Genomic DNA, 20,302 nt, shown 5'->3' with positions numbered 1-20,302 from the left:
CGTCCTTACTTGGCCGCTTGGGTCAGCGCAGCCTGGGCCGCAGCGAGGCGGGCGATCGGCACCCGGTAGGGGGAGCAGGACACATAGTCCAGCCCCACCGATTGACAGAAGGCGATGGAATGCGGATCGCCCCCATGCTCGCCACAGATGCCCAGCTTGAGGTCCGGGCGGGTGGCCCGGCCCCGTTCCGCAGCGATCTGCACCAGTTCACCCACGCCTTCGACGTCCAGGCTGGCGAAGGGATCGCGCTCGTAGACTCCCTTGGCCCGATAGACCTCCAGGAAGGGTCCGCTGTCGTCCCGGGACATACCCAAGGTCGTCTGCGTCAGATCGTTGGTGCCGAAGCTGAAGAAATGCGCGGTCTCGGCGATCGCTCCACCACGCAGGGCGGCGCGGGGCAGTTCGATCATCGTCCCGACAATGTACTCCACCGTCGTCCCCTGCTCGGCAAAGACCGCCTTGGCAGTGGCATCAATCACCGCTTTCAGCATATCCAGTTCGCGCTTGGTGGCGACCAGCGGGATCATGATTTCCGGCAGAGGCGGTTCGGCCCCCTCATCCTTGGACACGGCGATGGCCGCCTCGAAGATGGCTCGGGCCTGCATCTCGTAGATTTCCGGATAGGTGATCCCCAGTCGACAACCACGGTGGCCGAGCATGGGATTGCTTTCCGCCAGGACGCTGGCCCGGTGACGCACCTGCTCCGGCTCCACCCCCGCAGCCTTGGCCACATCGGCGATTTCCGCGTCCGTATGGGGCAGGAACTCATGCAGCGGCGGGTCGAGTAGGCGGATGGTCACCGGCAGCCCCACCATGATGCGGAACAGAGAGATAAAGTCCTCCCGCTGGTAGGGGAGCAAATCCGCCAACGCCGCCCGGCGTCCGGCCTCGTCCTGGGCCAGGATCATGCGCCGCATGTTAATGATGCGTTTGGCGTCGAAGAACATGTGCTCCGTCCGGCACAGCCCGATGCCTTCACAGCCGAAGCGACGCGCGGTCTCCGCATCCTCCGGCGTCTCGGCATTGGTCCGGACCTTCATGGTCCGCTTGGCGTCGGCCCATTCCATCAGGGCGCCGAAATCACCGGTCAACTCGGGTTGGATGGTCGGTACCTCGCCCAACATGACCTCGCCATTGGCACCGTCCAGAGTGACCCAGTCTCCTTCCTTCACCACGGTACTACCCACCGTCAGGGTCCCGGCCTTGTAGTCGACACGCACCTCGCCAGCGCCCGCGACACAGGGACGGCCCATACCGCGCGCCACCACGGCGGCGTGGCTGGTCATGCCACCGCGAGTCGTGAGAATCCCCCGGGCCGCGTGCATGCCGCCGATGTCCTCCGGGCTGGTCTCGATGCGGACCAGGATCACCGCCTGGCCGTTCTTGGCCTTGTCCTCGGCGGTCTTGGCATTGAAGACCACCGCACCCGACGCCGCGCCCGGAGAGGCGGGCAGACCCCGGGTCAACACGGTGCGTTCGGCCTTGGGGTCGAGCATCGGATGGAGCAGTTGGTCGAGTGCCTCGGGCTCGATGCGCAGGATCGCTTCGTCGGTGGTGATAATCCCCTGCTTGGCCATGTCCACGGCGATGCGCAGGGCCGCAGGGGCCGTGCGCTTGCCGTTGCGGGTCTGGAGCATCCACAGCTTGCCGCCCTGGATGGTAAACTCCATGTCCTGCATGTCGCTGTAATGGGCTTCCAACTTATCGCGGGTCTCCACCAACTCCTTATAGAGGCCGGGCATGACCTCCTCCATGGAGGGCAGAGTGGACTGGTTCTTTTCCTTACCGGCGATGGAGATCTGCTGGGGCGTGCGGATGCCCGCCACCACGTCCTCGCCCTGGGCATTCACCAGATATTCGCCGTAGAACACATTCTCGCCGGTCGACGGATCGCGGGAGAAACAGACACCCGTGGCGCAATCTTCTCCCATGTTGCCGAAGACCATGGCCTGGACGGTCACCGCCGTACCCCAGGCGGCGGGGATCTCGTGGAGACGCCGGTAGGTGATGGCCCGCTGGTTCATCCAAGAGCCAAAGACCGCGCCGACAGCCCCCCAAAGCTGGGCCTCGGGATCCTCGGGGAAGGGCTCGCCCAGCTCTTCCTGCACCCGCGCCTTGAACAAGACGACCAACTGCTTCCAGTCGTCGGCGCCCAACTCGGTATCCAGGGTATAGCCCTTGTCTTCCTTATGGGCCTCCAGGATTTCCTCGAAATGGTAGTGGTCCACGCCCAAAACCACGTCGGAATACATCTGGATGAAGCGGCGGTAGCTGTCATAGGCGAAGCGCGCATCGCCGGAGCGTTCGATCAGCCCCTGCACGGTCGCGTCATTCAGGCCCAGGTTCAGCACCGTGTCCATCATCCCCGGCATGGAGGCCCGGGCGCCGGAGCGCACCGAGACCAGCAGGGGGTTATCGGCCCGGCCGAACCCCGCCCCCATGCTCTCCTCCACCTCGGCCAAAGCGGTGACCACCTGATCCACCAGCTCCTTGGGGTAGGTTTTGCCGTTGTCGTAGTAGTAGGTACAAACCTCGGTGGTGATGGTGAATCCTGCGGGCACGGCGATACCCAGATTGCTCATCTCCGCCAGGTTGGCGCCCTTGCCGCCCAGGAGGTTTTTCATATCGGCGCGGCCCTCGGCCTTGCCGTTCCCGAAGGTATAGACCCACTTGGTCATTGTCGTTCTCATCCCTCGATTTTCGAGAAGTCCGCCAAGGTCCCCATGGCGGCGCCTATGCGCGCCAGAAGGCGCAGGCGGTTGGTCCGCAAAGCGGACTGATCGGCGTTGACGGTGACCTGATCGAAGAAGGCGTCCACCGGTGCCCGCAGCTGGGCAAGAGCCCGCATGGCGGCGGCGAAATCTTCGGCGGCCAGGGCCGGAGCAACGGCCACATCCAGGGCAGCAAGGGCGGCATCCAGCACCGTCTCCTCACCCTGGGCGTACAGGGTGGAATCGGGCGCGCCGGAGATGGGCGCCCCGTCCTTTTTCTCCTCAATGCGCACGATATTCATGGCCCGGCGGTAGGCTGCGAGCAGGTTCGCCCCCTCCTCGGTCTCCAGAAGCGCGGAGAGCGCGGCCACCCGAGCCAGCAGGCGGACCAGATCGTCCTCGCCCCCCAGCGCGAAAACCGCCTCGATATGGTCGTGGCGAACACCCTTTTCCCGCTGCTGGACTTTCAGTCGGTCCCCAATGAAGGCCATCAGGTCGGCGGCGATGGGGTCCTTCAACGCGGGCCGCTGGTGGGCATGTCCCTGGGCTGCGGCTTCGATCAGCGCCGTCAGGGACACCCGCAGGCCGTTTTCCACGATCAACCGGATCACGCCCAGCGCCGCACGGCGAAGCGCAAAGGGATCCTTGGAGCCCGTCGGCTTGTCGCCGATCAACCAGAACCCGGCCAGGGTATCGAGCTTGTCGGCCAGAGCCACACAGACCGAAGCGAGAGCCGAGGGGCAGCTGTCGTTGGGGCCGACGGGGGAATAGTGCTCGCGGATGGCCTCGGCCACTTCGGGCGGCTCGCCATCGTGCAGGGCGTAATAGCGGCCCATCACCCCCTGAAGCTCGGGGAACTCGCCAACCAGACCCGTGACCAAATCGGCCTTGGCCAGTTCGGCGGAGCGGTCGACCAAGGCCGTGTCAGCGCCGGGAACAGACGCAGCGATGACGGCGGCTAGGGCGCGCACGCGCTCCACCTTGTCCAGATCCGTCCCCAACTGGGCATGGAAAATCCGGCTTCCCAGGGAGGAAACCTTGGACGCCAGAGGGGCCTTACGGTCCTGGTCCCAGAAGAATTTCGCGTCGGACAGGCGGGCGCGCAGCACCCGTTCGTTGCCCGAAACCACGCGGGAGGAGCTGTCCGTAGCATCCATATTGGACACCACGATGAAGCGGGCGTTCAACGCGCCTTCGGCTGTCTCCACCGAGAAATATTTCTGGTGGGAGCGCATGGAGGTGGTCAGCACCTCCGGCGGCACGTCCATGAAGGCTTTGTCGATATGGCCCATCATCGGCACCGGCCATTCCACGAGGCCGCAGACCTCCTCCAGCAAACCCGGATCGTCCTTGATCACCAGCCCTTCCCCGGAGGCGATGGCCGCCATGCCCTTGGAAATGACAGCCTTCCGCTCCTCGCGGTCGAGCATCACATGGGCGGCCCGCAGCTTTTCGACGTAGTCGGCAAGGCCGGTGACGGTGAAGGGGTCCGGCGCCAGGAAACGGTGGCCCCGGGTGGTGTTTCCGAAGGCCAGGGTGGCGATGCCCTCGGGCGCCTCTGCCACGTCGGGCAAGAAGCTCACCGGTTTGCCCTCCAAGCTGACTCCCAGGGCGAGCCCCCCCTTTAAGGGCGCCCCATCCAGGATGGCGAGGATGGAATGCAAGGGGCGCACCCAGGCAAACTGACCCCGGGCCCAGCGCATGGACTTGGGCCAGGGCATGGCCAGGATCGCCTTATACAGCAGCTCCGGCAAGACTTCGGCAGTGGCCCGGCCCTTGCGCTCGATCACGGCGAAGAGGAAGGTTCCCTTGGGAGTCTCGCGCTTTTCCACCTGATCCAAGGTCATGCCAACGGAGCCCAAAAAGCCTGCCAGGGCCTTTTCCGGTGCATCTGCCTTGGGACCGCGGCGTTCCTCCCGGGTGTCGGGCTGGGCCAGGGGCAGGCCGTCAATGGCCAGGGTCAGACGGCGGGGGGTGACATAGCTGGTCACCGCGCCATGGGTCAGACCGGCCTCCTTCAGGCCATCGGTCATCAGCTTGGAAAAATCCGCAGCGGCCTTGGCCTGCATGCGGGCGGGGATTTCCTCGGACAGGAGTTCGATCAGCAGGTCAGCCATGGGATCAGCCCTCCTTTTCGCTGGATTGGGGGCTATGGGATTCGGGCAAATGGCCCCGGACCCGCAACCACCCCTCGCAACAGCCCTTGGTGAGAGCGCGCACACGTCCAATGTAGGCCGCTCGCTCGGTCACCGAGATCACGCCCCGGGCGTCGAGCAGGTTGAAGCGGTGGCTGGCCTTGATGGCTTGGTCATAGGCGGGCAGCGGCAGATTGACCGCCAACAGGGCCTGACATTCCTTCTCCGCATCGGCGAAGTGGCGCAATAGGGCCTCGGTGTCCGCATATTCGAAGTTATGGGCGGAATATTCTTTCTCTGCCTGCAGGAAGACATCGCCGTAGGAGACGCCGTCGTCGTTGTAGCGCAGGTCATAAACGTTCTCGACGCCCTGGATGTACATGGCCAGACGTTCCAGGCCGTAGGTCAATTCCACCGGCACCGGATCACAATCGAAGCCACCGACCTGCTGGAAATAGGTGAACTGGGTCACCTCCATGCCGTCGCACCAGACCTCCCAGCCCAGGCCCCAGGCGCCCAGGGTGGGGCTTTCCCAGTCGTCTTCGACAAAGCGGATGTCATGCTTCATGGGATCGATGCCCAGCGCCCGCAGACTGTCCAGGTACAGGCCCTGGGGGTCCGACGGGCTGGGCTTCATGATCACCTGAAACTGGTAATAATGCTGCAGGCGGTTTGGGTTCTCGCCATAGCGGCCATCGGTGGGGCGGCGCGAGGGCTGGACATAGGCGGCATTCCACCGCTCCGGCCCCAGGGCGCGCAGGGTCGTCGCCGGGTGAAAGGTGCCCGCCCCCACTTCCATGTCGTAGGGCTGGAGAATGACGCAGCCCTTCTCGGCCCAGAAGGTCTGGAGGCGAAGGATGAGCGTTTGGAAGCTCGGAGTATCGGCCATTGGCAACCTTGATTGTTGGAGCGGCGAGCGGATAACCTGAGGACCGGTTTTTCCGGCCCGCCCGCCGCTTAATCGACTTGACCCCGGATCACGCGATCCGGACAGGTGAAAAGGTACGGAAAGCTACTCTCCGGCCTCTGACAGGGTCAACCGGATAGGGAGGGACCAGGGAAACACGGAAGAGGACCTGTCCTTAGCCGGGCGCTTTCCACCCGCATTGGCAAGTGCTCCCTTCCGCGGTGAAAGCGCCACAACTCGGGCAGCGGACCAGATCCATGGCATCACCGCCGCTCCGCCCCTTATCCCCTCGGTCCCCCATGCGGTTCCGAACGGTATCTTCGGCCATGCGGGCGGCCCGTTGGGCGGGATTGACACGCGTTTTGCCGTTGCGACGGGCGATTGCCTTGAACAGAGTCCAGACGCCCACCACCACGACCACGGTAAAGATCAATTTTCCGAGACTGATTCCCATCATGCTAAGGGTTATCGACGCCCTCGGGGCTCCAGGTCAAGCGCTCCCGCGTCCCGGAGGACGGATTCCGCAGCGGACGCAAAATCATTACCCTTTCCGTGGAGGGTCAAGCCTGGCAACAGACGGGTTCCACCCCGAACCCCCTTCCGCGCCGCGACGATCACCCGCTCCGCCGCCACGCCGTCCCGGGGCCAAAGGGGGAATAGGGTGACCTCCCCCGCCTGACCGGACAACGCCCTCAGCAGGGCGTCCAGCCGGTCCGCCCGGTGGATGACCGTCAGCCGCCCCTTGGGACGCAACAGCTCCAGACAGCGAGCCACCCAAACCGTCAAGGGCATGTCCGCCCCTTCCATATGGGCCCGCGCCCGCCGCGCCTCCTCCGGAGGGGTTCCGCCATCGGCAAAGGGGGGATTGGTCATCACCGCGTCATACCCTGCCTTGGGAATCTCCGGCGGGGGATGCCCCAGATCGGCGCAAAAGACTTGGCACCGCGCCTCCAACCCATTGGCTTCAATCGACATTTGGCAGAGTCCGGCATGCCAGGCATCCAGCTCCAGTCCCGTAATGCGCAAATCAGGCCGCCGGGTTCCAAGGCAGAGCAACGCCGCCCCCGTCCCGGCCCCGGCGTCCAGCACATGCGCTCCCTCCGCCGGATCCACGGCGGCGGCGAGCAGCACCGGATCGATGGCGACCCGGTACCCGTCCAGCGGTTGCCAGATTCGGACCCGCCCCCCAAGCACCGTGTTTTCCCGCATATTCGTCTGCGGTACAGACCGCTCTGGGAGGCCACATTGACCAACTGGGCCTCCGTCGGATCTTTGATTCATGAGAAAAGTCCCCGTTTTCCATCACGCCGGTCCGCTTTGCGCAAGGGACCTTGCCTTGGGAATCCGACCTTCAAGACATCCCCTCCCCTTCCATTAAAATGACTTTGGCCCGCGCCAAATCCTCCGCATCAACCATCACTCGACTGGCGATCGCAGTCAGGGCCCCCCCGAAGGCCGCCCCCGTATGCGAATCGAAGACCATATGGGGGATTCCCTCCTCCTCCAGGCGACAGGTCAGCCAGGAAAGGAAGACCGGATCCTCCGCCAAGGTTAATTCTTCCATGATCTCTCCCCATATAATTGCTTCGCTCAGGCGTCCATCGCGCCATAGCTTTGGTCTCCTGCCTTGACCAAGGCGGGGGCCGACACCTATTCTCCGCCGGATTTCGCCAGGGCGAATCATCTCTTTATCATTAAGGACAGGTAAGGCCTTGGCCAACGTCGTCAATCATGAAACGCAGCGCGAGGGGCGAGAAAACGCTCTGAATGTTCTTCTGAAGCTCGTCGGCGGTGACCTTGACCGAGTGAACGAGATCATCGTCGAGCGCATGCACAGCCCGGTAGCACTGATCCCCCAACTGGCGGGGCACATCATCGCCGCCGGAGGAAAGCGTCTCCGCCCCCTGCTCACCCTGGCCTCGGCCCGGCTCTGCGGTTACCAGGGAGAGCGGCACGCAAAACTGGCCGCCTGTGTGGAGTTCATCCACACCGCCACCCTGCTGCACGATGACGTGGTCGACGAAAGTCTGCTGCGCCGGGGCCAAGACAGCGCCAACGCCGTCTGGGGAAACAAGGCCAGCGTGCTGGTGGGGGACTTCCTGTTCTCCCGCTCCTTCGAGCTGATGGTCGAGGATGGCTCCCTGAAGGTCTTGGCCATCCTGTCCCACGCCAGCAACGTCATCGCCGAGGGGGAGGTGGCCCAGCTGATCACCGCCAACGATACGGCCACGACCGAAGAGCAGTACCTCGACGTGATCCGCGCCAAGACAGCCCAGCTTTTTGCGGCGGCCTGTCAGATCGGCGCTGTGGTAGCCGACCGCCCCTCGCCCGAGGAAGAGGCTCTGGAACGCTATGGCATGAACCTGGGCATCGCCTTCCAGCTGGTGGACGACTTCCTGGACTATTCGGCCAAGCAGCAGGATTTGGGCAAGACCGTCGGCGATGACTTCATGGACGGCAAGATCACCCTGCCGGTGATCCTGGCCTTCCGCCGGGGCACCGACGAGGACCGGGCCTTCCTGAAGCGGTGCCTGGAAGACCAGGACATGCCCGAACCCGACAAGGACCTGGCCCGGGCCATGGAGCTGATGACCAAGCACGACACGCTGGGCGATACGGTGAAGCGCGCCCGGCACTATGGGGATATGGCCAGGAACGCCCTGGACACCTTCCCGGACAGCCCGGCAAAAGCAGCCTTAAGCGGCATCATCGATTTCTGTATCGAAAGGGCCTATTAAGAGGCTTGCGCGATGGCTGAGGGGACGCTATAACCCCGTCCCTCAGGCGAGAACGGAGTGTAGCTCAGCCCGGTAGAGCACTGTCTTCGGGAGGCAGGGGCCGGAGGTTCGAATCCTCTCACTCCGACCAGCATCGTTCCCAATCCCGATGGGAAACTGAAAAACCCCGGACGCACCGCGTTCCGGGGTTTTTTCTTGTCCGCTTTTTATTGATCGCCAATGGGGACCCCCGTCCAGATTTGGTCCTCCCCGTGCCCCCCGGATCCGGCAGAAAACACGAGTCAAACGGGAGAAAGGTGTTTCCCCTGGATCAAAGTGTCCACCTTGAATCGGAGCCGATTCAAGGTGGACACTTTGATCTCGATTCAACAAGTTGAGAATCGAGCGGCAAACCGGTGCCCACTTTTCCGCTCGATGCTCTAATCCAGTAGCGTCCTGGGCAGCCACAAGGCGATTTCCGGAAAGGCCATAACCAACAGCAGCCCCAGAACCTGAAGGCCCACAAAGGGAACGATCCCCTTGTAGATATGCTGAATACGGATGGACGGCGGCGCCACCCCCTTCATGTAGAACAGGGCGAACCCAAAGGGCGGAGTCAAGAAGGACGTCTGCAGGTTCACCGCCACCAGGATGGCAAACCAGGGCACGACTTCCTTGGGATGGCCCAGATGGGTCCCGAAATCCAATGCGCTGATGATGGGCGCAAAAATGGGCAAGACGATCAGTGTGATTTCCACCCAGTCAAAGAAGAAGCCCAGACAGAAGACGATGCCCATCAGCAGAAACAGCAGCCCCCAGGACCCCAGACCAAAGCTCTGGACGAAGTCCACCACCAGATCGTCACCACCCAGCGAGCGGAAGACGTAGGAGAAAGCCGTCGCGCCGACAAAAATAAAGAACAACATGGCCCCGGTCAGAGCCGAACGTTCGACAACCTCCTTCAGCACGGGGAAAGACAGTCGTCCCCGGATCAGAGCAATGAGGGTCGCCCCGGCGGCCCCCACGCCAGAGGCCTCCGTGGGCGTCGCGAAGCCCATGAAAATCGAGCCCAGCACCATGGAGATCAGAATCACTGGAGGAAGGAAAGTCTTGATCACTTGGATCAACAGCTCCAGCCCGCTGTCCGGTCCGATCTCGTCAGGTAAGGGGGGGGCCAGCTCCGGCTTGGTCAGAGCCCGGATGAAGATATAGATGAAGTAGAACATGGCCAGCATCAGGCCGGGAAAGATGGCCGCCAGGAACAGGGTGCCCACGGAAATGGACAACAAGTCCCCCATGATCACCAGCATGATCGACGGCGGAATAAGGATGCCCAGGGTCCCCGAACTGGCAATGGTACCGGTCGCCAAGGCCTTGTCGTACCCCCGCTCCATCATCACCGGCAGGGCCATCAAGGTCATCATGACGACGGAGGCGCCAATGATACCCGTGGTCGCGGCCATAATGGTCCCCAACAGGGTCACCGCAAGGGCGAGCCCCCCGGGAACCCGGCGCAACAGGATCTGTAAGGTATGCAACAGATCGCTCGCGACGCCCGATTTCTCCAGCATCGTGCCCATGAAAATGAACATGGGAATCGCCACCAAAACCAAGTTCTCGACGATGCCACCGAAGATCCGCAGAACGATGTTGGACAGCTCGATGACGGAAAAGATGTCATACATGTAGCCCAGGGCCGCAAAGCCCAGGCCGACGCCCCCCAGGATCATGGCCACGGGGAAGCCGCTGAACAGCAGCACCGCCAGGACCCCGAACATCATCAGGGGAAAATAGTCCTCGATATAAAATCCAGGTCCGAACATACCGTGCGCGCTCCCTTATTCGGCCTTGGACGGGGCGCCATCGCCCATGTCCGGATTAACGAAACGACTGGCTTGGTCGCGCAGGTCAGTGGGGCCGAACAGACCGACGAAGCTCCGCAGCAATTGGGAGAGGGCGGCAATGAACAACATGAAGAAGCCCAGCCCCACAAAGGACTTGATAATCCATCGATGAGGCAGGCCCGTCAGCGCTGAGGAAACCTCGCCACTGTCAAAGGAGCGCATGGCGAAGTCCCAACCGAACCACATGATGATCCAGCAATAGGGGATGAGAAACAGCAGGATACCAAACAGCTCGATCCACAGACGGGTGCGGGTCCGCAGCTTGTCGCGGACCAGCTCGATCCGCACATGGGCATCCTTCATGTAGGCCAGACCAAAGGTCATCAACAGAAGAACACCATGCAGGTGCCATTCCAGCTCCTGCAGCTTGGTGGATGTCATGATCGTCAGGGAGCTCGCCGTCGAATCCGAGATCACGCCCGAGTGAACCAGGCTGGACAGAACATTTCGCGTAAAGACGTCATAGATGATGACAAGCATCAGGGGCACAGTGGCCCAAGCAAAGACCTTCCCCACCTTCGATGTGAAGGTGTCCAGGCCCTGGCTGACTCGATAGAGAGCGTACACGACGGACTCCCGGGATAATGAAAGGGGATGATATGGGCAGGGTCTGGTGCGGGACATTCCCCCATCGGACGATCAGAGCGGCGGCACGGACCGGAAGCGACGGAGCCGGGCCACCCCTGCGGGATCGGCCCGGCGATGTCTCGTTCGAATGCACCCTTTGGGCAAAAGCCTACTTCAGGTAACCCAGGTCGCCCCAAACCTTATAATTCTCCCGGAAGGCCTGGAGATGTTCCCAGACCCTCTTGAAGTCGGGATCTGCGGCGGCTTGCTCGGCGGCCACTTCGATCCAGGCTGCCTTGAGGGCATCGAGCATCTCCGGAGACCATTTGTGGATGGTCACGCCTTTTTCCTTCAGTTCCTTCAGGGCCGCGAACTGGATGGCCTCACCCTCGGCCAGACCGTAGCGCACATTGTCGCCGCACATGGTCTCGATCTGCGCCTTCTGGGTCTTGTCCAGCTTCTCCCACTCATCCTTGTTGACCATCAGATCGAAGAAGGTGGACTGTTGGTGCCAGCCGGGGAAGTAATAGTGCTTGGCCACTTGATAGAAGCCGAGCTTCAGATCGATGGCGGGCATGGAGAATTCAGTGGCGTCGATGGTGCCGAGCTCCAGGGCCGGAAAAATGTCGCCTCCGGCCAACAACTGGGTGGAGACGCCCATCTTTTCCATGACCTTGGCGCCCAGGCCGAAGAAGCGCATTTTCAGGCCCTTCAGGTCATCAGGCCCATTGATTTCCTTGCGAAACCAGCCGGACGCTTCCGGCGCGATGATGCCACACATGATGGAATGGATGTTGGACCGTCCGTAGATCTCCTCAAACATCTCCTTTCCGCCACCGAAGTAATACCAAGCCATGTATTCTCCGGCCCGGGGGCCGAAGGGCACCGCAGCGAACAGCTGCAAGGCCGGGACCTTGCCCGCCCAATAGCCCGGGGTCGACCAGGCGGCCTGGATGGCGCCAGTGGATACGGCATCAAACACTTCCAATGCCGGGACCAGGGCGCCGGGTTCGAAGAACTTGATCTGGATATTGCCGCCGGAAATGGCCTCTGCCTGATCCTCGATTCGCTTGCCCAGAGTCCCGAGCTGCGTCAGAGATCCCGAGTAGGTGCTGGCCATCTTCCATCGGACCCGATCCTGGGCATCGGCGCCCCCAGCGAAAGCTCCAGCCATGACCGCCGCAGCGGTTCCCGTAGCCAAAGCCAATTTGGTAAGTCTCTTCATCATTTTGTACGTTCCCATTCCATTGAGATGCGTGGCGCCATCTTCGTATCTCCCCGTCCTACCGCCCGGTTTCCGGATCTGCGGGGAGCTTTTGTCGTGGAGGAAAGGGGTTTTGTGGCTCCTTACGCGGGCCAACCTTCCGTCCGCATACTGTGCGAAACGTCGTGGTCTTCTCATTGTCCCTCCTCTTCCCAATCCTCCCGGCTTCTTGTGGTCCAGGGTCTGACTGAGATGGGGAAAGGTGGCGGTAATAGAACAAAAATTCAAGTCACCCATGCAAAATACGCGGATCTTAAAGATAAAAATGACCAATGCGTTCGCAACAGATGGGCATTTTCTCCCTGTAATGGTCTATTATGGTAACCCCGGAACGCTATCGAACTCCTCAGGGTTTCAGGCGATTCGCCCTTTGGCCCAGAAATTGCGCAGAGCCGTCCGTGATTTGCCCGGGTCCACAGGGTTTCGACCCTCCCCTCACTTTGTTTCCTGGAGACTGCCATGAGCGCCCCAAGCCATCTTGATGCCCGCCGCGGCTCGTCCCCCCGCACCACACCCCGCCCGTCCCGCGGGTCCGCGACCGGCAAGGGGGGCAAGGGCGGATCCACCAAGAGCGAGGACCAGCCAGTCCAGGGCCTTCGCGCGGTTCGGGGGGAGGAGGATGCGGCAGGCCCACTGACCACAGCCCAATTCACCCGTCACATTGCTCATGTGATCGAGGATCAGACACGGGCAGCCCTGGACCGCTATGTGGGTGCTGTGGGCGCCGGTGAGATCGTGGATATGGCCCGGCACCTGGGACAGATGAAAGCGCGTTACATCGCCCATTCCCTGGCCGTGGCCACCGATCGCAAGCCACCCAGCCGGGCTGATGCCCAGGAAATGCGCTGGATGCGCGAGCAGATCGAAGAACTGGAACTCGCCTTTCAGCTCATCCGCGATTCCATTGCCAACGAGATGATCCCCGTGCGAGACCTGGACGGCGCAGAAGCCAGAGCAGGACGCCCCAGCAATGAAGACGGTCCGGACATGCTGTCCTAGAGTGCTCCGAGATCAAGTTGGCCCAAAAAGTGGCCCAACTTGATCTCGAAGGCACTCTAAAATCCATATAACGAGAGTGAAACTGGGCCAGCTTGACTCAAGCTGATCCCGTTTCGCTCTAGGATTTTGCTCTACTGGACTTTGCGCAAAATGCGATCAATAGGGCCAAACCGGGACACGAAAAAATACAAAAGGCCTGCTCAATTAAAGGAAAGAGGCCTGAAGGCATCATCCCTTTAATTGAGCAGGCCCCAAGCAAGCTCCAGATCAATCGACAAACGATTACTCTCTCACGTTATTACAACTTTCTCGCGTTGTCACAACGTGAGTGGTCGTAACGTGAATGCAATCATACCCCGTGCTGCACCAGATATTCACGGCTTAACTTGGCATCGTGTACAGAGAACGAACGAAATTGTTTCGCTTGACCTCTTTCTCCGAGTCATCGTCGGGATTCGTGCGAAGCCACCGTCGCACCAGGAGCCATTTGGGTGTCCCTCACCTGTTCAAGCCATTTTAGCCTGCCAGACCTCTTTCCACGCCATCTGAGTCGAGACTGTGGAAAAAACGCGAGACGCTCCGCAAGCAAAAGTTACCGGCGTCGATCCGTCACACGAACACGGATACGGGCGGCATCCCGGGCGTCCCGGGCTGCCTTGGCGGCACGTGCGGCGGCATAACACAGAATGCCCGCGCCGGTGGAGAGGAGTATAAGCTCGAACAAAGGGGTACCGGCCATGGTTTTCTCCCATCGAACCGCTCCATCGGAGCAGCATCACCCTACGAATGTAGTCTGACTGAGAGAAAGGTGCAACCGGCCCTGAGATTATATTCAGTTTTTTTGACAATGAAGACCGACTCATGGAAGACCAGCTCACGGGTCACTCACAAGCCGCCATCACAGGGGCTTTATGACGCAGCCCGATCCCCTGGTTGATAGGACCGACCATCGACTAAGGTGGATAGGGCCACTGTAACTGTTCGATGATTCCCTCCCTGTTCGATCAAGCGAACATGGGGCGGGATATCAGAATATTCCAGAGTCTGGTCAACCACCCAATAGGACGGGGGGTTGCCGTGCTTGACGAAAACGGCACCGGATTGGACGCTAGGTTTCTTGCTCATGGTCGCTTCACCAGGGTTCAGCCACCCTGGGTATCCGGCGCACCGGACCATCCAGGTCGGAGAAAGTTGACAATCCCGGACACCCACTGGACTGCGGGCTCGGCCCGCCCACTGGGCGCAGGGAAGATATGTGGGAATTCCCTAGCCTGTTTGGCAAGTCGGAAATACATCCGCTTCGGTTTTTTCTTTCGAATGCCCCTTCAAGGGAGGTCGAAGACACCGATACCGGGACACCCTTTTACTACGCTTTCGAACGGTGGTCGTCCAGATGGAAAAAGGTATTGGACCGACTATTTTATGAAGATCTAGTACACGTAACCTCAGGATATTAGATCTGCTGCTTTGCCTTTTCCCTCACGTCCTGGATGGCGTTGTCCAACCGCTCCTGAAAGGCGTCAGCAGACATAGGCTGACCGAACAGGTAGCCCTGCATGATGTCACAGCCCTCGGCCTGGGCGAAGGTCTTTTGGGCACTGGTTTCCACGCCCTCGGCGATAACCTTCAGGCCCAGGCTGCGGGCCATCGCAATGATAGCCCGGGCCAAAGCTTCGTCATTGGAGTCCGCAACACAATCCCGAATGAAGGAACGGTCGATTTTCAGGACATCAAAGGGAAATTTCTTCAAATAGCTGAGGGCGGAGTAGCCCGTACCGAAATCATCCAAGGATAATTGAACCCCCATGCGCGCCAGGCTATCCAGTGTCCCGGTGATCGCCGGAGTGACGTCAAGAAGCAGACTTTCGGTCAATTCCAACTCCAGGCAATGGGCCGGAAAGTCGTGGGCATGCAGGGTATCAGCCACCAAATTCGCCAGCCTGTTCCCTTGGAACTGGCGCACGGAGGCATTCACCGCAATCACCAGATCCACCCCCCAGCGCCTGCGCCAAGCCGCCGCCGTGGCGATGGCTTGATCAAGCACCCAAGCACCGATTGGCACGATCAGGCCCGTTTCCTCCGCGATAGGAATGAAATCCTCTGGCGATACAGAGCCCAGCATCGGGTTATCCCACCGCAACAGGGCTTCTGCTCCGACGGTTTCGCAGGTGGCTCCGTCTACCAGGGGCTGGAAGGCCAGGTGAAGCTCACCCTTTGCCAGGGCATGGCGAAGATTCCCCTCCACGACGAGGCGCCGTTCCGCCTTGGCTTCCATTTCCGGGGAGAAGAAGCGGTGGGTATTTCTCCCCGCAGCCTTGGCGGTGTACATGGCCGAATCGGCATTACGCAACAATTCTGCGGCGTCCTGGCCATCCCTGGGATAAACAGTGATGCCAATACTGGATGAGACGAAAATTTCCCGCCCATCGATGGAGAAAGGTTTCCGGAGGGCCGTCAGGGTAGATTCGGCAATCAACCGCGCCCCTTCCGGCGAAGGCAGATTGGGCAAGACCATCAGGAATTCGTCACCTCCCTGACGGGACAGGGTATCCCCCTCGCGCAGACAGCCCCGCAGACGCCGAGCCACGGCGGCGAGCAGCTTGTCGCCCACCGCATGACCTAGACTGTCGTTCACATGCTTGAACTGGTCCAGATCGATAAACAACACACCGATCAGATTGCCTTCCTCACCGTCTCGGCGTCTCGCCTGGGCAATGGCCTCCTTTAAGCGGGAATAACAGAGGGACCGGTTGGGCAGGTCAGTCAATTCATCATAATTCGCCTGCCGGATCAGGCGCGCCTCCACCTCCTTTCGGGCGGTAATATCCTCCTTGACCGCCAGATAATGGGTGACACGCCCCTTGGGGTCCTTGATCGGCGAAAGGGAGCCATATTCCCAATAGAGAGAACCGTCCTTGCGCCGGTTGTGGAACTCTCCCCGCCATTCCCGCCCCTGAGCCAGAGTCCGCCACATCTCGACGTAGGTTTCCCGGGTCGTGTGACCGGATTTAAGGATCCGCGGATTGCCTCCAATCACTTCCCTGGCTTTGTATCCAGCGGTCTTCTCGAACTGGGGGTTCACATATTCGATGACGCCCTGGGCATCGGTGATCATCACCGAGGCGGGACTTTGTTCCACAGCCTGGGACAGCTTGCGCAGGCTTTCCTGATTGGCCTTGCGATCGGTGATGTCAACGAAGGTCACGACCGAAGCCCGCCGCTTCATCCGTTCCTGGGCGGGTTCAAGGAGCAATCGGGTCAAGCCTTCCATCACCCGCCCCGGTAACGGGGTGGCGCCCCAGTTGGGGGTGCCGGACAGATGCAGGGGGCCATTCGGCCCAAGAGGTGCGCATCGGACCTCGACGGGAAAGGTCCGACCATCCTTCCGAATGAACCTCTCTTCGTCACTTTCATAAAGCCGCCCATCCAGGGTCGCCAGATAGATGGGGCAGGCATCAAGCGGGACGGCTTGGCCGTCGGCATCATGGGCGTGGAACAGGAAATGGGCCTGCGCGCCCATCAACTCTTCCAGATCGTAGTTGAGAATACTGGCGGCCGATTGGTTCGCAAAGACAATGCGCCCATCCTCGTCCAGCACATATAGCCCCTCCCCCATGGTATCGGTGATGGCCCGGATATCCCGACGCTCCTGAATCAGAGTGGCCCGATTGCCGATCAACTGGGCAAACAACAGAATCGAGGCCAGCAGAAGCCCCGTTGTCACGGTGATATTCATCAGAAGGGCCGCCAACCCGTCTGCCAAAGCCGGTTCGGGAGAGAGCCCAAGAATATAATAGGCTCCCCCCCCCTGAGTTTTCCCCAAGGGCAGGAGGGCCAGGGTGTAATCCAAATCCTGCCAAGCCAGGGCCCGGGCGAAGGGAGTCCAGGCCTCCAGGCTTTCACCCAGGCCATCCACCCTGGCCAGTATTTGGGATGCGTCGCCCTCCTTGGTCGTCCCTAGGGCCAGAGGATCCCCCAGGGGAAACAGAACCTTCGGCTGCCCGCCAGATTTATCCAGAAGGAGAACACCATGGGCTCCCTCGTTGTCGATGGCATGCAGACCCTGGACCAGCGCCTGCAAGGTGACGCCGGTTTCCAGAAGGCCAACAATGCGCCGCCCCTCCGTGATCGCCTTATAGTAGGCGATGCCTGGTATGTCGCCGGAAACAAACGCGCTTCGGGCAACGCCATCAATCATGGTCCTTTGCGCAGCTTGTGGAAGGGCAAAGGATAAGGAAGGCGCGTCAGGATGGTCCAGATCGACGAAAGGGATGCCTCCCTTCAGATAAATCTGCACCCGGTCTACGCCCTTGCTCGCCAAGTCGCGACGCCAAAAAACCAAGTTTTCGGCCAACTCCAAACGAAGAGGCAGGCGAGCACTCGGCGGCAAGGCTTGGGCGCGGGCGAGCAAATCGATGGTCCCATGCTCCTTCAATATGTGATCCCCCATCACATCCTGAAGGTTACGCATGCCCTGTTCCGTGGCACGCCATGCCCAGTCCAAAGTCTGAGCATGGGCCTGGAGTAATCTGGACCGCTCATCCTGAAAGCGACGAATCAACAAGGCGCAAGCCAAGGCCTCGAGGCCAACGAACAGCAAGGCCCACCGTTTCATCGCTGCCCCTCCCGACCCGATACCGTCAAGCTGTATGCCAATTTGCAAGCCCCTCCGGGGCGGACCCCCCTGCTCTCTTTACATATCACCATGATTCATTCCGAATGCGACGGACCCCACAGGGGACCTCCAGGCCGCATGGCATCGGTAAGTCGCAGCCCCATCCCTGTCAACCTGGGGAACGGGGATACAGAACGTTTTTGACACAAGCTGCCCCGTTATCCCGGAACAAACCCGACTTCTGTCTTTTTAATTACGGATCCACGTTAATAAATCCATTCATTCTTCCACAAAAAATGATAAAACGTCATTTTTCCGCACAGCAGCCGACAAAGGGATTTCGACATGCAAGAGGAAGGACGGCTGAGCCGGTTAGAGGCCAGTCTGGACTACATAAGAGAAAAGCTGGACAAACTGGATGCACTGTTGACGGCGGTGACGCGGATTCAAACCGATCAGAACCACCATAAAGACAGCTTGGGCCGGGCCTTCGCGCGGATCGAGGACATCGAGCGCCGCCAGGACCGCCAGGAAGAGGAGAACTTGCAAGCACACCGTGTCATGCTGGAAGCCGTCGAAGGCCTGCGCGGCCGGATGAAAACCCAGACCGCACTTCTCATCGGGGCCGCGGCAGGTGCCGGTGCGGTCTGGGCCGTTTTCACCTTCCTATTGAGCACGGATGTCATCTCAGTGCTCCAGGCCCTGAGCGGGAAGGGACCCTGAACCTGGGTTAGGAAGACTTCTTGACGAATTCCGACTTCAACCCCATGGCGCCGAAACCGGGTATGGTGCAATCGATATCGTGGTCTCCGCCGACCAAGCGAATGTTCTTCACCTTGGTCCCCACCTTCACACTGGATGACGATCCCTTCACCTTCAGATCCTTAATCACCGTCACCGTATCCCCGTCTGCCAGGATATTGCCGACGGAATCGCGGATCACAAGAGCGTCCTCGTCCCCATCCGGTCCAGCGGCGTCCTTGGCCCATTCGTGTGCGCATTCGGGGCAAATCAACAAGGCACCGTCCTCGTAAACATAGGTGGACTGGCACTTGGGGCAGGGAGGAAGTTCACTCATGGAAAACGACACTTATCCTTAAAGGGGGGTGGGCAGTCTTTCCCATGTCAGGCGGCATTGGTTCGGACCATTTCAGGGAAAATAGCCCCACCGTCTCGGTTCGACAATGCGGTAAACCATGTTTCCTGTCGGAAACGCCCTAAAAAAACCTATCTGATGTCAGAAGGAAGCTGGTTCATCTTGGCCAGCAGATATTCCAGGTCGTCATTTTCAAACTCCACGCCCAGATCCCCGTATTGGGTCAGAACCCGTTCCAACATACGCCGGGCATAACGCCCCCTATCGTTCTCCCGACCGTCATAGTCCATCTCCCGGGCCACGGTCACGGCGGCAAGCATGGCCGGATAGAACTGCTCAGGCAAACCCGCCTTGCGGTAGATGCCCTGCAAACCAAAGCTTCCACTGTCATGGATCAGCATGCGCGCATTCACCACGGGAATGCCCGACCGGCAGGCAAGCGCATATTCGAAGAACTTCAAATCGCCCATACAGAGGGCCCGCAACACAATGGAGGGCGTCAGGCGGTTGTTGCTCGCCAATTGCTGGACCAGCCGTTCCACCTCCTCCTCGGAGCTATCGATGGAGAAGCTGAGAGTAGCCCTTTCACGACTTTGCAGGATCAGGTCCGCAGTCAACTCAGGGGATAGCTTCTGACGAGCGAGAAGCGCCTCGCGCAGCCCTTCGGACACCTTGGTTACCAGCTTCTCAGCCACAGTAATCGGCAGCTTGGGTCGAACCACCAAGGGTTTCTGAACCTCTTCGCTGTCCCCAAACTTGTCCAAGACTTTGTTCATGGAAGCATCAGTGATCTGTGCCCCCTCATTGGCCACCAGGGTGGCCACCACCCCTTCCCCACCCTGGTCGACCAAGGCGTCGGATAGCATCTCGGACACCTCTTGCCGACGGGCAATAGCCGTCAACTTGGATTGATCCTGCCCCTGGATGATTTCCATCAAATCCTTGTCGTCCAGGACCTTGGAATATTCCAGCATGGGCAAGGCGACGTCGTCCACATCACTGGCCAAACTCATGGCAACGTCATGGGGAACGAAGGGGTTTTCCTTCAGATTGGTGGCCAGGGCCCGCCGAACCTGAACTTCCACATCCTTCGTGAACAGGCGGAAGATTTCCTCCGCCAATGCCCGCTCGGACGGGGAGAGATGCTGACCATCGAAACCCTGAGCCAGCTTTTGCGCCGTCACCGCCCGGTTTTCCGGCGAGGGATCGCTCAGAAGCCGTTTAACATCGTTTTCGGAGAGGTTTGTCTCGCCCATTTCTGTTCACCAAATGCGGGGGGCTCCACACCGCGAAGGGGGACCCCATCCGAAAATCCAACCAAGGCGGCGACCGGACCTGACGTCCGGCCACCCGTCCCAGGAACACCAGCCCTATGGATGGCCCGGTC

General features: G+C 60.6%; 17 protein-coding genes and 1 tRNA gene. 4 read left to right on the top strand and 14 right to left on the bottom strand.

Annotated elements, in window-relative coordinates; translation table 11 throughout:
* Window positions 1-5 precede the first annotated feature (5 nt).
* From ppdK to ACLIRY_RS15750, 6 genes are all read right to left on the bottom strand, one after another.
* Window positions 6-2,678, bottom strand: coding sequence for a pyruvate, phosphate dikinase (gene ppdK, locus ACLIRY_RS15775; RefSeq protein WP_413206375.1), 2,673 nt, complete (start codon window positions 2,676-2,678; stop codon window positions 6-8).
* 8 nt (window positions 2,679-2,686) lie between these two features.
* Window positions 2,687-4,828 (bottom strand): glycine--tRNA ligase subunit beta, encoded by a 2,142-nt coding sequence (glyS, locus tag ACLIRY_RS15770; RefSeq protein ID WP_413206374.1) that lies wholly within the window; start codon window positions 4,826-4,828, stop codon window positions 2,687-2,689.
* A gap of 4 nt (window positions 4,829-4,832) precedes the next feature.
* A complete protein-coding gene (locus ACLIRY_RS15765) occupies window positions 4,833-5,735 on the bottom strand; it encodes a glycine--tRNA ligase subunit alpha (protein WP_413206373.1) in 903 nt (300 codons plus the stop codon).
* Between the two features lie 193 nt (window positions 5,736-5,928).
* Window positions 5,929-6,210, bottom strand: a complete 282-nt coding sequence (locus tag ACLIRY_RS15760; RefSeq protein ID WP_413206372.1) for a hypothetical protein — start codon at window positions 6,208-6,210, stop codon at window positions 5,929-5,931.
* A gap of 8 nt (window positions 6,211-6,218) precedes the next feature.
* Entirely contained in the window at window positions 6,219-7,034 is an 816-nt protein-coding gene (locus tag ACLIRY_RS15755) for a tRNA1(Val) (adenine(37)-N6)-methyltransferase (RefSeq protein ID WP_413206371.1), read from the bottom strand.
* Window positions 7,035-7,104: 70 nt separating this feature from the next.
* Window positions 7,105-7,317, bottom strand: a complete 213-nt coding sequence (locus tag ACLIRY_RS15750) for a DUF2007 domain-containing protein (RefSeq protein ID WP_413206370.1) — start codon at window positions 7,315-7,317, stop codon at window positions 7,105-7,107.
* A 148-nt stretch (window positions 7,318-7,465) separates the two neighbouring features.
* Here ACLIRY_RS15750 and ACLIRY_RS15745 point away from each other — a divergent pair, with 148 nt between their 5' ends.
* Together ACLIRY_RS15745 and ACLIRY_RS15740 are read left to right on the top strand one after the other, a co-directional pair.
* On the top strand, window positions 7,466-8,491 hold the full coding sequence (locus tag ACLIRY_RS15745; RefSeq protein WP_413206369.1) for a polyprenyl synthetase family protein: 1,026 nt from the start codon (window positions 7,466-7,468) through the stop codon (window positions 8,489-8,491).
* Window positions 8,492-8,544: 53 nt separating this feature from the next.
* Window positions 8,545-8,621, top strand: a tRNA-Pro gene (locus ACLIRY_RS15740).
* 289 nt (window positions 8,622-8,910) lie between these two features.
* Here ACLIRY_RS15740 and ACLIRY_RS15735 read toward each other — a convergent pair.
* The 3 genes from ACLIRY_RS15735 to ACLIRY_RS15725 form a co-directional block, all read right to left on the bottom strand.
* Window positions 8,911-10,293, bottom strand: coding sequence for a TRAP transporter large permease (locus ACLIRY_RS15735; protein WP_413206368.1), 1,383 nt, complete (start codon window positions 10,291-10,293; stop codon window positions 8,911-8,913).
* 15 nt (window positions 10,294-10,308) lie between these two features.
* Entirely contained in the window at window positions 10,309-10,941 is a 633-nt protein-coding gene (locus ACLIRY_RS15730; protein ID WP_413206367.1) for a TRAP transporter small permease subunit, read from the bottom strand.
* A gap of 169 nt (window positions 10,942-11,110) precedes the next feature.
* Window positions 11,111-12,169: a TRAP transporter substrate-binding protein gene (locus ACLIRY_RS15725; RefSeq protein ID WP_413206366.1), complete on the bottom strand. Its 1,059-nt coding sequence runs from the start codon at window positions 12,167-12,169 to the stop codon at window positions 11,111-11,113.
* Window positions 12,170-12,664: 495 nt separating this feature from the next.
* Here ACLIRY_RS15725 and ACLIRY_RS15720 point away from each other — a divergent pair, with 495 nt between their 5' ends.
* Window positions 12,665-13,204, top strand: coding sequence for a hypothetical protein (locus ACLIRY_RS15720; RefSeq protein ID WP_413206365.1), 540 nt, complete (start codon window positions 12,665-12,667; stop codon window positions 13,202-13,204).
* Between the two features lie 592 nt (window positions 13,205-13,796).
* Here the strand turns inward: ACLIRY_RS15720 and ACLIRY_RS15715 are convergent.
* From ACLIRY_RS15715 to ACLIRY_RS15705, 3 genes are all read right to left on the bottom strand, one after another.
* Complete coding sequence (locus ACLIRY_RS15715; protein ID WP_413206364.1) at window positions 13,797-13,943, bottom strand: hypothetical protein; 147 nt, start codon at window positions 13,941-13,943, stop codon at window positions 13,797-13,799.
* Window positions 13,944-14,113: 170 nt separating this feature from the next.
* Window positions 14,114-14,329, bottom strand: a complete 216-nt coding sequence (locus ACLIRY_RS15710; RefSeq protein ID WP_413206363.1) for a hypothetical protein — start codon at window positions 14,327-14,329, stop codon at window positions 14,114-14,116.
* Between the two features lie 328 nt (window positions 14,330-14,657).
* Window positions 14,658-17,819: an EAL domain-containing protein gene (locus ACLIRY_RS15705; RefSeq protein WP_413206362.1), complete on the bottom strand. Its 3,162-nt coding sequence runs from the start codon at window positions 17,817-17,819 to the stop codon at window positions 14,658-14,660.
* A gap of 345 nt (window positions 17,820-18,164) precedes the next feature.
* Here ACLIRY_RS15705 and ACLIRY_RS15700 point away from each other — a divergent pair, with 345 nt between their 5' ends.
* The gene (locus ACLIRY_RS15700; protein WP_413206361.1) at window positions 18,165-18,542 is read left to right on the top strand and encodes a hypothetical protein; all 378 of its coding nucleotides are present in this window, start codon (window positions 18,165-18,167) and stop codon (window positions 18,540-18,542) included.
* Between the two features lie 7 nt (window positions 18,543-18,549).
* Here the strand turns inward: ACLIRY_RS15700 and ACLIRY_RS15695 are convergent, their stop codons facing one another.
* Together ACLIRY_RS15695 and ACLIRY_RS15690 are read right to left on the bottom strand one after the other, a co-directional pair.
* Entirely contained in the window at window positions 18,550-18,897 is a 348-nt protein-coding gene (locus ACLIRY_RS15695) for a zinc ribbon domain-containing protein YjdM (protein WP_413206360.1), read from the bottom strand.
* Window positions 18,898-19,046: 149 nt separating this feature from the next.
* Window positions 19,047-20,171, bottom strand: coding sequence for a DUF2336 domain-containing protein (locus ACLIRY_RS15690; RefSeq protein ID WP_413206359.1), 1,125 nt, complete (start codon window positions 20,169-20,171; stop codon window positions 19,047-19,049).
* Between the last annotated feature and the right edge of the window lie 131 nt (window positions 20,172-20,302).

Origin of the sequence: Rhodospirillum sp. A1_3_36 (assembly GCF_047263945.1) — a bacterium.
Taxonomy (GTDB): Bacteria; Pseudomonadota; Alphaproteobacteria; order Rhodospirillales; family Rhodospirillaceae; genus Rhodospirillum.
Note: the sequence above shows the minus strand (reverse complement) of the source record. Positions and strands in the feature narration are given on the sequence as shown.